This is a genomic window from Pseudomonas sp. LG1D9, assembly GCF_002949995.1.
GTDB lineage: Bacteria > Pseudomonadota > Gammaproteobacteria > Pseudomonadales > Pseudomonadaceae > Aquipseudomonas > Aquipseudomonas proteolytica.
On record NZ_CP026881.1, the window covers coordinates 3,652,092 to 3,665,450 of the forward strand.

Annotated in this window: 10 protein-coding genes; 6 read left to right on the plus strand and 4 right to left on the minus strand. The window is 62.0% G+C overall.

What is annotated here, in order from left to right; all coding sequences use genetic code 11:
* The first annotated feature begins 206 nt into the window (after nt 1-206).
* Nucleotides 207-497: a nucleotidyltransferase family protein gene (locus C5F71_RS17080; protein WP_029295815.1), complete on the plus strand. Its 291-nt coding sequence runs from the start codon at nt 207-209 to the stop codon at nt 495-497.
* On the plus strand, nt 494-835 hold the full coding sequence (locus C5F71_RS17085; protein WP_029295813.1) for a DUF86 domain-containing protein: 342 nt from the start codon (nt 494-496) through the stop codon (nt 833-835). Before C5F71_RS17080 ends, C5F71_RS17085 begins: the two co-directional genes overlap by 4 nt.
* A 37-nt stretch (nt 836-872) precedes the next feature.
* On the opposite strand, the gene C5F71_RS17090 is transcribed toward C5F71_RS17085, so the two are convergent.
* A complete protein-coding gene (locus C5F71_RS17090; protein WP_029295811.1) occupies nt 873-2,291 on the minus strand; it encodes a short-chain fatty acid transporter in 1,419 nt (472 codons plus the stop codon).
* A gap of 181 nt (nt 2,292-2,472) precedes the next feature.
* Here C5F71_RS17090 and C5F71_RS17095 point away from each other — a divergent pair, with 181 nt between their 5' ends.
* The gene (locus C5F71_RS17095; RefSeq protein WP_104911577.1) at nt 2,473-3,756 is read left to right on the plus strand and encodes an MFS transporter; all 1,284 of its coding nucleotides are present in this window, start codon (nt 2,473-2,475) and stop codon (nt 3,754-3,756) included.
* Nucleotides 3,757-3,919: 163 nt separating this feature from the next.
* Here the strand turns inward: C5F71_RS17095 and C5F71_RS17100 are convergent, their stop codons facing one another.
* Nucleotides 3,920-4,594 (minus strand): heavy metal response regulator transcription factor, encoded by a 675-nt coding sequence (locus C5F71_RS17100; protein WP_104911578.1) that lies wholly within the window; start codon nt 4,592-4,594, stop codon nt 3,920-3,922.
* Nucleotides 4,595-4,776: 182 nt separating this feature from the next.
* Here C5F71_RS17100 and C5F71_RS17105 point away from each other — a divergent pair, with 182 nt between their 5' ends.
* From C5F71_RS17105 to C5F71_RS17115, 3 genes are read left to right on the plus strand one after another with little or no spacing between them, the layout of a single operon-like run.
* A complete protein-coding gene (locus C5F71_RS17105; protein WP_104911579.1) occupies nt 4,777-6,000 on the plus strand; it encodes a TolC family protein in 1,224 nt (407 codons plus the stop codon).
* A 17-nt stretch (nt 6,001-6,017) separates the two neighbouring features.
* A complete protein-coding gene (locus C5F71_RS17110; RefSeq protein ID WP_104911580.1) occupies nt 6,018-7,181 on the plus strand; it encodes an efflux RND transporter periplasmic adaptor subunit in 1,164 nt (387 codons plus the stop codon).
* Nucleotides 7,182-7,199: 18 nt separating this feature from the next.
* Nucleotides 7,200-10,349, plus strand: a complete 3,150-nt coding sequence (locus tag C5F71_RS17115; RefSeq protein ID WP_104911581.1) for a CusA/CzcA family heavy metal efflux RND transporter — start codon at nt 7,200-7,202, stop codon at nt 10,347-10,349.
* A gap of 735 nt (nt 10,350-11,084) precedes the next feature.
* Here C5F71_RS17115 and C5F71_RS17120 read toward each other — a convergent pair.
* Together C5F71_RS17120 and C5F71_RS17125 are read right to left on the minus strand one after the other, a co-directional pair.
* Entirely contained in the window at nt 11,085-12,491 is a 1,407-nt protein-coding gene (locus tag C5F71_RS17120; protein ID WP_104911582.1) for a heavy metal sensor histidine kinase, read from the minus strand.
* Nucleotides 12,488-13,162 carry a heavy metal response regulator transcription factor gene (locus C5F71_RS17125; protein ID WP_104911583.1) on the minus strand — a complete coding sequence of 225 codons (675 nt, stop codon included), beginning with the start codon at nt 13,160-13,162 and terminating at the stop codon, nt 12,488-12,490. Before C5F71_RS17125 ends, C5F71_RS17120 begins: the two co-directional genes overlap by 4 nt.
* Nucleotides 13,163-13,359: the final 197 nt, after the last annotated feature.

Genomic DNA, 13,359 nt, shown 5'->3' on the forward strand with positions numbered 1-13,359 from the left:
CAGTAGCGGCTGACCGGGAAAATGCGTCGGGAAATGCGTTTTTTTGCGGGGCGCATACAAGCGGCCTGGTGCGTGAGGTGCAACTTTTTCCACATTGCTTGCCATGGAGTTGACGCAGCGTCTGCTGCCAGGGAGTGACGCGAGCATGCGAATCCATTCGCGGCACTGCTAGACTGGCCTGATCTTGCATGTCGTCGAGGTGAATCATGAAACCTTCAATAGCCCTTGATCTTAAGAGAGCTGCCGTGCGTGAAGTGGTCGGGCGCTTTCACATTTCTAATCCAAGAGTCTTTGGTTCGGTTTTGCTGGGTACAGATAAAGAGGGCAGCGATCTTGATTTATTGGTCGATGCCCCTCCTGGGACCACACTGTTTGACCTTGGTGGGCTTCAGGACGAGTTGCAGGACCTGTTGGGCGTCAACGTTGATCTGCTGACGCCTGGCGACTTGCCACTGAAGTTTCGTGCACAGGTATTGGCCGAGGCTCGGCCAGTATGACAAAACGTCTTGGAGACTACTTGGGTCACATGCGCCAAGCGTCATCCGACGCGATTATCTTTGTCGAAGGTCTGAGTAAAGCGGAGTTCTTTGAGGACAAACGCACTCAACAGGCGGTGATCATGAGTTTGATCATCATCGGCGAAGCGTCGACCAAAATAATGGACCAATACCCAGATTTTGCGGCAGGTCAGCCACAAGTACCTTGGCGCAGCATGCGCGGGATGCGTAACCGAATCGCACATGGATACTTTGAAATAAACCTTGAGGTGGTATGGGATACCGTTCAGCACGCACTGCCGGCGTTGTTGAACCAATTGCCCGACACTCCAACCTGACCGCACCCGTCGTAACGACAGGTGCGGTTCTCAAGGGTTAAGGCATCACGGGCGGCATGTACTTCAACGTCGTCCCCAGTGCCCACAGCAAAAACAGCACCAACGGCGTGTGCACCAGCAACTGCACAAACGAGAAGCCAATCAGGTCCCGCGCCTTGAGCCCCAGCACACCGAGCAGCGGCAGCATGTAGAACGGGTTGATCAGGTTCGGCAGCGCCTCGGCGGCGTTGTAGATCTGCACGGCCCAGCCCAGGTGATATTGCAGGTCATTGGCCACCTGCATCACATACGGCGCCTCGATGATCCACTTGCCACCGCCCGATGGGATAAAGAACCCCAGTACCGCCGAATACACGCCCATCAGCAGCGCATAGGTGTCGTGTGAAGCGATGGAGGTGAAGAAGGTCGAGATATGGTGGGCCAGGGTCTGGCCATCGCCGCCCTTGACCACGGTCATCAGCGCCGCGATGGAGCCATACAGCGGGAACTGGATCAACACCCCGGTGGTGGTCGGCACCGCGCGGGCCACGGCATCGAGGAAGCTGCGCGGGCGCCAGTGCAGCAAGGCGCCGACCATGATGAACAGGAAGTTATAGGTGTTGAGCCCCGAGATGGCGCTGATCGCAGGTTTGGTCGAGAACTCATGGAACAGCCAGCCGGCAGCCAGCAGCGCCAGCAAAATGGTGAGCAACGGGCTGTGTTCCAGCCATTCTCCCGGACGGCTTGGTGGCTGTGGCTTGGGCAGGTTGAATGCCGGGTCCACACCGCAGGCCTTGGCGTCACGCGCCGAGTTGGGGCCCGGTGCGGTGACGTAGGCGATGACCAGCGACACCACGATCAGCGCCAGCAACAGCACGCCCGATTGCCACAAAAAGATCGTATCGGTGAAGGGAATAGTGCCGGTGATCGCCAGGATCGACGGCGGCAAGCTGGCCGGGTTGGCCTGCAGTTGCGCGGCCGATGACGACAACCCCAGCGCCCACACGGCACCCAGGCCCAGATAGGCCGCCGCGCCGGCAGCGCGATAGTCCATGCGCAAATCCGTGCGGCGGGCCAGCGCCCGCACCAGCAACCCGCCGAACACCAGGGACAGGCCCCAGTTGAGCAGCGAGGCAACCATCGAGATCAACGCCACCCACGCCACGGCCGAGCGGCCGTTTTTCGGGATGCGCGCCAGGCGGTCGATCAACTTCACGGCAGGCGGCGAGCTGGCGACCACATAGCCACCAATCACCACGAAGGCCATTTGCATGGTGAACGGTATCAGGCTCCAGAAACCGTCGCCAAAGGCCTTGGCGGCGTCGGTGGGCGCTGCACCCATGCCCAGCGCGGCCACGGCGACAATGATCACGGCGAGGGCGGCAAACACCCAGGAGTCAGGAAACCAGCGTTCGGCAAAGTTCGAGCAACGCAGGGCAAAGCGGGCGTAGCGGCTTTCTTCGATAGGATCGGCCACGTTATTTACCTCTTGTATTTATTATGGGGCGGATTGCGGGCATCTTGGCCCACGGCCATTTATTTGGGAATGTTGTTATTTTCATGGATCAATGAGTAAACCGAATATATCCGCTGCGATTGCCAGGATCCGGCCCAGCTCATAACCTGCACGCCATTTTGTCTGTCTGCCGAGCTTCTCCATGACTGCCACCGCTTATCCACAGGCGCAGCGCTTTTCCCGCTCCGACTATAAAACCCTGGGCCTGGCCGCCCTGGGCGGTGCCCTGGAAATCTACGACTTCATCATTTTCGTATTTTTCGCCCTGACCCTGAGCCAGTTGTTCTTCCCCCCGGAAATGCCCGAATGGCTGCGCCTGCTGCAGAGTTTCGGAATTTTTGTCACCGGCTACCTGGCGCGGCCGCTGGGCGGCATCCTGATGGCGCACTTCGCCGATCACCTGGGGCGCAAGCGGGTGTTCAGCCTGAGCATCCTGATGATGGCCTTGCCGTGCCTACTGATCGGGATCATGCCGACCTACGCGCAAATCGGCTATTTCGCACCGCTGATCCTACTGGCGCTGCGGGTCTTGCAGGGCGCCGCGGTGGGCGGCGAAGTGCCCAGTGCCTGGGTCTTTGTCGCTGAGCACGCGCCGGCCAACCATCGCGGTTATGCCTTGGGGTTCCTGCAAGCCGGGCTGACCTTCGGTTACCTGCTGGGGGCATTGACGGCGACCTTGCTGGCGCAGATGTTCACCGCTGAACAAATCCTCGATTACGCCTGGCGCTTTCCGTTTCTATTGGGCGGTGTGTTTGGTGTGATCGGTGTCTGGCTACGCCGCTGGCTCAGTGAAACCCCGGTGTTCCTGGCCATGCAGGCGCGCCGCCAGGCCGACGCCGAACTGCCGCTGCGCACGGTGTTGCGCGACCATCGCCAGGCGTTGTTGCCGGCCATGTTGCTGACCTGTGTGCTCACCTCGGCGGTGGTGGTGTTGGTGGTGATCACGCCAACCATGATGCAGAAAACCTTCGGCATGAGCCCCAGCCACACCTTCGCCCTGAGTGCATTGGGCATCGTCTTCCTGAATATCGGTTGCGTATTGGCGGGCCTGTTGGTGGATCGCATCGGCGCCTGGCGCGCGGTGCTGGTCTACAGCCTGCTGCTGCCGGTGGGCATCGCCGTGCTTTACGCCAGCCTGATTGCCGGCGGCGTGTGGCTGGGCGCGGCCTATGCCATTGCCGGGTTGAGCTGCGGGGTGGTGGGCGCGGTGCCTTCGGTGATGGTCAGCCTGTTCCCGGCGCCGGTGCGGGTGTCGGGGATTTCCTTTACCTACAACATCGCCTACGCGCTGTGGGCGAGTACTACGCCGTTGATGCTGATTGCATTGATGCCCGCCAGCCCATGGATTTGCGTTTTTTATTGCATGGCGATGGGCGCGGTCGGCGTGGCCAGTGCCGTGCGGTTTGCCAATCGACCGGTTTTTTAAAGCCACCGCCTTACAAATGTGGGAGCGGGCTTGCTCGCGAAAGCGGTGTGTCAGTCGGCACATGCATCAACTGACAGGCTGCTTTCGCGAGCAAGCCCGCTCCCACAGGGGCAGTCCATAACGAAGGCCAGGGTTTAGCCAGGAATCGCTCGCGCACTGACCGCTACTCGCGCTCTTCCAGCACGTAGCCCACCCCGCGCAAGGTGTGGATCAACTTGTGCTCGAACGGGTCGTCGATCTTTGCGCGCAGGCGGCGGATCGAGACTTCGACCACATTGGTGTCGCAATCGAAGTTCATGTCCCACACAAACGAGATGATTTGCGTACGTGACAGCACCACGCCGCTCTGGCGCATCAGCAAGTGCAGCAGGGCGAACTCCTTGGTGGTCAGGTCAATGCGCTGGCTGCCGCGAAAGGCCCGGTGGCGACCCTGGTCCAGTTCCAGGTCGGCCACCCGCAGCACGTCCGGTACCGCCGCCTCGACGCTGCGGCGCATCAGGGTACGGACCCTGGCCAGCAGTTCGGGAAACTCGAAAGGCTTGACCAAGTAGTCGTCGGCGCCCAGTTCCAGGCCTTTGATTTTGTCGGCCAGGCGGCCGTGGGCGGTCAGCATCATGATCCGCGTGTTGCTGGTCTGGCGGATCCGCTGCAACACATCCCAACCGTCCATCAGCGGTAGGTTCACATCCAGAATCACCAGGTCATAGGCGTGTTGCCGCGCCAGGTGCACGCCGTCCGCGCCACTGGCTGCGCAGTCGACCACATAGCCACTCTCGCTCAGTCCCTGGTGCAAGTACTCGGCCGTTTTCAGTTCATCTTCGATAACCAGGATTCGCATGTCGAGGGTGCCTCGGTGCAAGGGGAAGTCGCTGAAATTGCCGCGAAGGTTAAAGCAAAAGCCCGGGCCAGAGCCTTTGCTAACGGATTTGTAATGTTCTGGCCACCCCCCTGATAAGTAGCGAAAGTTACATTGCCCCTGCTTGGATTTGTCCGCCAACTCATGGGTGTGGAACGCTTGTTATGCCAATGTTTTCAAGAACAATTGTGTGCTCCGTAGTGGGGTTATTGGCGATGGCCCAAGTGGCAAGCGCCCAGACCCTGACCCTCGAATCGGCCCTGCAAAATGCGTTTGCCGGCAACCCGGACCTGGCCGCTGCGCAATGGGAAATCGACATCGCCCAGGGCGGTCGCCAGCAGGCCGGGCTGATCCCCAACCCGGTGGCCTCCTGGGATGCCGAAGACACCCGCCGCAGCACCCGCACCACCACCGTCAAGTTGAGCCAGACCCTGGAGCTGGGCGGCAAGCGCGGGGCGCGCATCGAGGTGGCCTCGCGGGCCCAAGATGCGGCTGCCCAGGAACTGGAACAGCGGCGCAACCTGCTGCGAGCCGAGGTCATCGATGGCTTTTATGGCGCGCTGTGGGCCCAGGAACGCCTGGAACTGGCCCAGCGTTCAATGGCGCTGGCCGAGCGCGGCCTGGTGATTGCCAATGGCCGGGTCACGGCGGGCAAGGCGTCGCCGGTCGAAGCCACCCGCGCCCAGGTAGAAGTCTCGCAAATCCGCCTGGAGCGCAGCCGCGCCGAGATCGGCGTAAGTGATGCCTATCGCCGCCTGGCAGCCATCACTGGCAGCGCCACCATCGGTTTTGAACGTGTCGAGGCAGGTGCCGTGAATACGCCGGCGCTGCCTTCGGCCACCCAACTGCTGGCGCGCCTGGAGAGCACCGCCGAACTGCGCCTGGCGCAGCTGCAAATCCAGCAACGGGACGCCGGCCTGGGCCTGGAGAAGGCCCAGCGGATACCCGACCTGGATATCTCCATCGGCAGCCAGTATGACGCCAGCGTCCGCGAGCGGGTGAATCTGGTGGGCGTCTCGATGCCGATCCCGCTATTCAATCGTAACCAGGGCAATGTGCTGGCGGCCAGCCGCCGAGCCGATCAGGCGCGGGACCTGCGCAACGCCACCGAACTGCGCCTGCGCACCGAAACCCGCCAGGCCCTGGACCTGTGGGCAACCGCCAACAGTGAGGTGCGCGCCTTCAACCAAGTGATCCTGCCCGCCGCCCAAAGCGCGGTGGACAGCGCCACCCGTGGCTTTGAGATGGGCAAGTTCAACTTCCTCGATGTGCTCGACGCCCAGCGCACCTTGATCGCCGCCCGCACCCAATACCTCGCCGCACTCGCCCAGGCCACCGATGCCTGGGTGCGCATCGAACGGATTTACGGCGACCTCGCCCGCATTTGATCTTTCAGGAGTTCCCCATGAACAAACAACAAGGCCTGGCTTTGGCTGTTGCAGCGGCTATTGCCCTCGCGGCGATGGTGTTTTGGCCGGCCACCAGCGTGGCGCCCCAGGCACCGGTGGCGAGCGTCAAAGCGCCGGAGGAAGAAGAGGAAGAGGGCGTGCTGGTGCTCAATGAGCAGCAGATTCAGGCCGCCGGCATTCAACTGGCCAAGGCCCAGCCCCGACAAATCAGCACCCTGCTTTCGTTGCCGGGCGAGGTGCGATTCGACGAAGACCGCACCTCCCATATCGTGCCCCGTGCGGCGGGGGTGGTGGAGTCGGTCAAGGTCAACCTTGGGCAGAAGGTCAAGCAAGGCGAGCTGTTGGCGGTGATCGCCAGCCAGCAGATTTCGGATCAGCGCAGCGAGTTGGCGGCCAGCCAACGCCGGGTCGAACTGGCCCGCACCACCTTCCAGCGCGAGCGCCAGTTATGGCAGGACAAGATCTCCGCCGAACAGGATTACCTGCTGGCCCGCCAGAGCCTGCAAGAAGCCGAAATTGCCCTGAACAACGCGCGGCAAAAGATGAACGCCCTGAGTGGCAGCGCGGTCCTGGTCGGCGGCAATCGCTACGAACTGCGTGCACCGTTTACCGGAGTGGTGGTGGAAAAACACCTGGGCGTCGGCGAAGTGGTGAGTGAGACCAGCGCCGCTTTCACCCTGTCGGACCTGTCCCAGGTGTGGGTCACGTTTGGTGTGTTCCCCAAGGATCTGAACAAGGTCCAGGTCGGTCGGCCGGTGAAGGTCAGCTCGGCGGAAATGGGTACCGACGTGATGGGCACCGTGGCCTATGTCGGCAACTTGCTGGGCGAGCAGACGCGTACCGCCACGGTGCGGGTCAGCGTGGCCAACCCCGACGACTCGTGGCGCCCCGGCCTGTTTGTCGCGGTGCAGGTGGCCACGGATAGCTATTCGGCGCCGGTCACTGTGCCGGTGGAGGCGATCCAGACCGTGGAAGACAAACCCTCGCTGTTTGTGCGCACCGCCGAAGGTTTCGTCACCCGCCACGTTGAACTGGGTGTCAGTGAAAACGGCTTTGTCGAGGTGCGCCAGGGCCTGGAGGCTGGCGCCGAGGTGGCGACCGTTGGCAGCTTCGTCCTCAAGTCCGAACTGGGCAAGGCTTCGGCCGAGCACGCCCATTGATCCTGCGAGTGATTCCCCATGTTTGAACGTCTGATTCAATTTGCCATCGAGCAGCGCATCATCGTGTTGCTGGCGGTGTTGCTGATGGCCGGTGTCGGCATCGCCAGCTACCAGAAACTGCCGATCGACGCGGTACCGGACATCACCAACGTCCAGGTGCAGATCAACTCGGCGGCGCCCGGCTTTTCACCGCTGGAAACCGAACAGCGCATCACCTTTCCCATCGAAACCGCCATGGCCGGTTTGCCGGGCTTGCAGCAGACCCGTTCGCTGTCGCGTTCGGGGCTGTCTCAGGTCACGGTGATCTTCAAGGATGGCACCGATCTGTTCTTCGCCCGGCAACTGGTCAACGAGCGTTTGCAGGTGGCCCGCGAACAATTGCCGGACGGTATTGAAACCGCGATGGGGCCGATTTCCACTGGCCTTGGGGAAATCTTCCTTTGGACCGTGGAGGCCGAGGAGGGCGCGCGCAAGGAAGACGGATCGGCGTACACGCCGACGGACCTGCGGGTGATCCAGGACTGGATCATCAAACCGCAGTTGCGCAACGTGCCTGGCGTGGCCGAGATCAACACGATTGGCGGCTTCGCCAAGGAATACCAGATCGCCCCGGACCCCAAGCGCCTGGCCGCCTACAACCTGACCTTGAGCGACCTGGTGACGGCGCTTGAACGCAACAACGCCAACGTCGGCGCCGGTTACATCGAGCGCAGCGGCGAGCAATTGCTGATCCGCGCGCCGGGACAGGTGGCGTCCATCGATGACATCGCCAACATCGTGATCAACACCGTTGACGGCACGCCGATCCGCGTGCGCAATGTGGCCCAGGTCGATATCGGTCGCGAGTTGCGCACCGGCGCAGCCACCGAAAATGGCCGTGAAGTGGTACTCGGCACGGTGTTCATGTTGATCGGCGAAAACAGCCGCAGCGTGTCCCGGGCGGTGGCGAAAAAACTCGAAGAGATCAACCGTTCGCTGCCCGAAGGCGTGGTCGCGGTCACGGTCTATGACCGCACCAACCTGGTGGAAAAAGCCATCGCCACCGTGAAGAAAAACCTCTTCGAAGGTGCGCTGCTGGTCATCGTGATTCTGTTCCTGTTCCTGGGCAACATCCGCGCGGCGTTGATCACCGCGATGGTGATCCCGCTGGCCATGTTGTTCACCTTTACCGGGATGTTCACTAACAAGGTCAGCGCCAACCTGATGAGCCTGGGGGCCTTGGATTTCGGGATTATCGTCGATGGCGCGGTGGTGATCGTCGAGAACGCCATCCGCCGCCTGGCCCATGCGCAGCAACGCCACGGCCGCCTGCTGACCCGCAGTGAGCGCCTGCACGAAGTGTTCGCCGCTGCCAAAGAAGCGCGCCGCGCGCTGATCTTCGGGCAACTGATCATCATGGTGGTGTACCTGCCGATCTTCGCCCTGACCGGGGTGGCCGGGAAAATGTTCCATCCCATGGCGTTCACCGTGGTCATGGCCTTGCTGGGCGCGATGATTCTGTCGGTGACTTTCGTCCCGGCGGCGATTGCGCTGTTCGTCACCGGCAAGGTCAAGGAGGACGAAAACTGGGTGATGCGCAACGCGCGCCGTGGTTATGCGCCGGTGCTGGATTGGGTGATGGCGCACCGTAGCTGGGCGTTCGGCCTGGCGCTGTTGACCATCGTGATGTCTGGCGCCGTGGCCAGCCGCATGGGCAGCGAATTTATCCCCAGCCTCAGTGAAGGTGACTTCGCCCTGCAAGCCTTGCGCGTTCCGGGCACCAGCCTCACGCAATCGGTGCAGATGCAGCAGCAACTGGAAAAAACCTTGATGGCGCAGGTGCCGGAAATCCAGCGGGTATTTGCCCGCACCGGCACTGCAGAAATTGCCTCCGACCCGATGCCGCCGAATATTTCCGACGCCTACTTGATGCTCAAGCCCAAGGAGCAGTGGCCGGATCCGAAAAAGTCCCGCGAAGCGCTGATCGCCGATATCCAGCGCGCCAGTGCGATTGTGCCGGGCAGCCAGTACGAGTTGTCGCAACCGATCCAACTGCGTTTCAACGAGCTGATTTCCGGGGTGCGCAGTGACGTGGCGGTGAAAGTATTTGGCGATGATCGGGATGTGCTGAACAACACCGCCGGGGAAATCGCCGAAACCTTGCGCAAGCTTGATGGCGCGTCGGAAGTGAAGGTGGAACAGACCTCCGGCCTGCCGGTGCTGACCATCAACATCGACCGAGACAAGGCCGCGCGCTTTGGCCTGAATGTGGGAGATGTGCAAGACACCATCGCCGTCGCCGTGGGCGGGCGCCAGGCCGGCACGATGTACGAAGGCGACCGGCGTTTTGACATGGTGGTGCGTTTGTCGGAAACCCTGCGCACCGATATCGAAGGCTTGTCGCGGCTACTGATCCCGATCCCCGCGCTGGCCGGCAATACCACGGGGCAACTGGGCTTTATCGCCCTGTCGCAAGTGGCCAGCCTGGACCTGGTGTTGGGCCCGAACCAGATCAGCCGCGAAAACGGCAAGCGGCTGGTGATTGTCAGTGCCAACGTACGCGGGCGGGACATTGGTTCGTTTGTCGCCGAGGCCGAACGGGTGATGGCAGAGCAGGTGAAGATCCCCGCCGGCTACTGGACAACCTGGGGCGGCCAGTTCGAACAGCTCAAGGAAGCCTCCGAGCGCTTGCAGATCGTGGTCCCGGTGGCGTTGCTGCTGGTGTTCGGCTTGTTGTTCATGATGTTCAACAACCTCAAGGATGGGCTGCTGGTATTCACCGGCATTCCCTTTGCGTTGACCGGTGGGATCATGGCGCTGTGGTTGCGCGATATTCCGTTGTCGATTTCTGCCGGGGTGGGGTTTATCGCGTTGTCGGGGGTGGCGGTGCTCAATGGCCTGGTGATGATTGCGTTTATCCGCAACCTGCGTGAGGAGGGGCGTTCGTTGTCGGTGGCGATCAACGAAGGAGCCTTGACCCGCTTGCGCCCGGTGTTGATGACGGCGTTGGTGGCGTCCCTCGGCTTTATCCCCATGGCCCTGGCCACCGGCACCGGCGCTGAAGTACAGCGGCCGCTGGCGACGGTGGTGATTGGCGGGATTATCTCGTCGACCTTGTTGACCTTGCTGGTATTACCAGCGCTTTACCACTGGGCCCATCGGCGCGATGAAGAGCCGGTAGCGTCCTGACCTCGCGCTGGACGGGCTTACGGTGGAGAGGGGGCTTGTTGTGGAGGGGGGACTTATTGTGAAGGGGAGACTTATTGTGGAGAGAGGGCTTGTTGTGGAGAGGGGGCTTGTTGTGGAGAGGGGGCTTGTCCCCCGTTGGGTGGCGAAGCCGCCCTAAAACCTGCTTGCTCGGTGTGCCTGGGGTAAGTGGGGTGGGTTTGTTGGGGCTGCTGCGCAGCCCAGCGCGGGGCAAGCCCGCTCGCCACAGTGGGGCGGTTGCTGCGGGAAATGTGGAGAGGGGCTTGTTGTGGAGAGGTGGCTTGTTGTGGAGAGGGGGCTTGTCCCCCGTTGGGTGGCGCAGCCGCCCTAGAACCTGTTTGCTCGGTGTGTCAGGGGTAACTGGGGTGGGTTTGTTGGAGCTGCTGCGCAGCCCAGCGCGGGGCAAGCCCGCTCGCCACAGTGGGGCGGTTGCTGCGGGAAATGTGGAGGGGGGACTTATTGTGGAGAGGGGCTTGTTGTGGAGAGGGGGCTTGTCCCCCGTTGGGTGGCGCAGCCGCCCTAAAACCTGCTTGCTCGGTGTGTCAGGGGTAACTGGGGTGGCTTGTTGGGGCTGCTGCGCAGCCCAGCGCGGGGCAAGCCCGCTCGCCACGACAAGGCCGCTCGCCACGACAAGACCGTTCTCCACGACGAACCTGCTTGCCATAGCAAGCCCGTTTGCGGCAATAAGACTGCTGAGTGCGGCAAGGGAGTCGGTAGCTACGGGACTTGCGGGGTGGCGGACAGGGTGGGGAATATCAGCCGGAACTGGGTCACGTCGCCCGGCATGCAGTTGGCCTCGGCCTGGCCCTGGTGCAGGCTCATGATCGAGCGCACGATCGCCAGCCCCAGCCCGGTGCCGCCTTCGGTGCGGGCGCGGCTGTTGTCGGCGCGGTAAAAACGCTCGAACAGGTGCGGCAGGTGTTGCGCTTCAATTCCCGTGCCCGGGTTGCTGACGGTCAGCGATACACGCTGGTGGTGGGTGTCGACCTGCAATGAAATTCTAGAGCCGTGCGGGCTATGGCGGATTGCGTTGGACAGCAGGTTGGAAATGGCCCGTTGAATCATCAGCCGATCACCCAGGACCCAGGCGTCGCCCGCCTGGCTCAGCTTCAACGCTTTGTCTTCGGCGCTCAACGCAAACAGCTCCATGACCCGTAGCGCTTCATCGCGCAGGTTCACTGCGGTAAACGAAGCCCGCGCCGCCGGATGGCTGACCTGGGCCAGAAATAGCATGTCGGCGACGATCCGCGCCAAGCGGTCCAGTTCTTCGGTGCTGGATTCCAGAGCCGATTTGTACTCGTCGGGCGCCCGGGCACGGGACAAGGTCACCTGGGCCTTGCCCATCAGGTTGGTCAAGGGCGCGCGCAGTTCGTGGGCCAGGTCGTCGGAGAATTGCGACAGTTGCTGTACTCCGGCATCCAGCCGATCGAGCATCACGTTGATGCCCCGCGCCAGTTCGTTGAGTTCCCTGGGCAGGTTGTCGACGGCCAGGCGATGGCTCAGGTCCTGGGTAGTGACTTTGGCGGCGACGCGGCTGAATTGCTGCAACGGCGCGAGCCCGCGCTGCACCAGCCACCACGCACCCATGCCAATCAGGATCAACAACAGCGGCAGGGCGATGACCGTGGATTGCAGGTAGGCACTGAGCAGTGCCTGATCGTCGGAACGATCCAGGGACAGCAACACCCGCACATTCTCCCCGGTGTGCAGGCGCATCAGGCTCGATGCGCTGAGGATCTGGTTGTCACGGCCATCGGTCCAGTTCAGAAACCCCAGGGTTTGCCTCGCGGCAAAGTCCAGCAGCAAGGGCTCCTGGGGCCTGGCACCGACGCTCAGCAACACCGCATTGGCGGGCGCGGGGCCGATGATGGTCAGGTAGAAGTTGTCATGGCCCATCACCAGATCCAGCAGTGAATGGGGCCGGGCACTGATGTCGCGGGTGTTGAGGTCTTGCAGCAGGCTGTGCTGGATCTGCTCCATCTTGCTTTCCAGGCCCTTGCGCGCGAGGTTTTCCAGCTCATGGGTGAGGGCCAGGTACGCCAGGCTCGCCAGCAGCAGCACCAGGCCGGCGCCCATCAGGCTGACGGTGAGCCCCAGGCGCATGGACAGACTGCCGGTTCTCATTGGCGTGTTTCCAGTACGTAGCCCACGCCACGAATGGTGTGGATCAACTTGACCTCGCTCTGGTCATCGACCTTGGCCCGCAGCCGGCTGATCGAGACCTCTACCACATTGGTGTCGCAGTCGAAGTTCATGTCCCAGACCAGCGAGATAATCTGCGTGCGCGTCAGCACCTCGCCACTCTGGCGCATCAATACCTGCAACAGCGCGAACTCCTTGGTGGTCAGGTCAATGCGCCGCTTACCCCGGTATGCCCGGTGGCGACGTGGGTCCAGCTCCAGGTCGGCGACGCGCAATATTTCCGGCAACGCAATCGGCTCACTGCGCCGCAGCAACGAGCGCACCCTGGCCAGCAACTCGGGAAATTCGAAAGGCTTTACCAGATAGTCATCGGCGCCCATGTCCAGGCCTTTGATCTTATCGGCCAGGCGGCCACGGGCGGTGAGCATCATCACCCGCAAGGTGTTGTCGCGGCGCAACTGTTGCAGCACTTGCCAGCCGTCCTGGCCGGGCAGGTTGACGTCAAGGATCACCAGTTCATAGCGGTGCTGGCCGGCCAGGTGCAGGCCGTCGATGCCGCTGGCGGCGCAATCGACGACATAACCACTCTCACTCAAGCCTTGATGCAAGTAGTCGGCAGTTTTTGGCTCGTCCTCAACCACAAGGATACGCATGCAGATTGACCTCTTACTGATAAGCGAATAGGCGAAGGGAGCTACACGGGATAACGGCTGTAGTCCACAAAGTAGGAAAATTCTGAGCCTTGAAGTAGCTTCAGGGTCAAGGGCGGCGTTGGATGGCATCGAGCGGGCAAAAAAAAGCGCCCGTGAGGGCGCTAAAAATTCATCTCCTTCCAAAGGAGCTCCACAAA

Bases quoted from the DNA above. Each gene is read 5' to 3' on its own strand.
- C5F71_RS17080 (WP_029295815.1), top strand. From the start codon at position 207: ATGAAACCTTCAATAGCCCTTGATCTTAAGAGAGCTGCCGTGCGTGAA.
- C5F71_RS17085 (WP_029295813.1), top strand. From the start codon at position 494: ATGACAAAACGTCTTGGAGACTACTTGGGTCACATGCGCCAAGCGTCA.
- C5F71_RS17095 (WP_104911577.1), top strand. From the start codon at position 2,473: ATGACTGCCACCGCTTATCCACAGGCGCAGCGCTTTTCCCGCTCCGAC.
- C5F71_RS17100 (WP_104911578.1), bottom strand. From the start codon at position 4,594: ATGCGAATCCTGGTTATCGAAGATGAACTGAAAACGGCCGAGTACTTG.
- C5F71_RS17105 (WP_104911579.1), top strand. From the start codon at position 4,777: ATGCCAATGTTTTCAAGAACAATTGTGTGCTCCGTAGTGGGGTTATTG.
- C5F71_RS17110 (WP_104911580.1), top strand. From the start codon at position 6,018: ATGAACAAACAACAAGGCCTGGCTTTGGCTGTTGCAGCGGCTATTGCC.
- C5F71_RS17115 (WP_104911581.1), top strand. From the start codon at position 7,200: ATGTTTGAACGTCTGATTCAATTTGCCATCGAGCAGCGCATCATCGTG.
- C5F71_RS17120 (WP_104911582.1), bottom strand. From the start codon at position 12,491: ATGAGAACCGGCAGTCTGTCCATGCGCCTGGGGCTCACCGTCAGCCTG.
- C5F71_RS17125 (WP_104911583.1), bottom strand. From the start codon at position 13,162: ATGCGTATCCTTGTGGTTGAGGACGAGCCAAAAACTGCCGACTACTTG.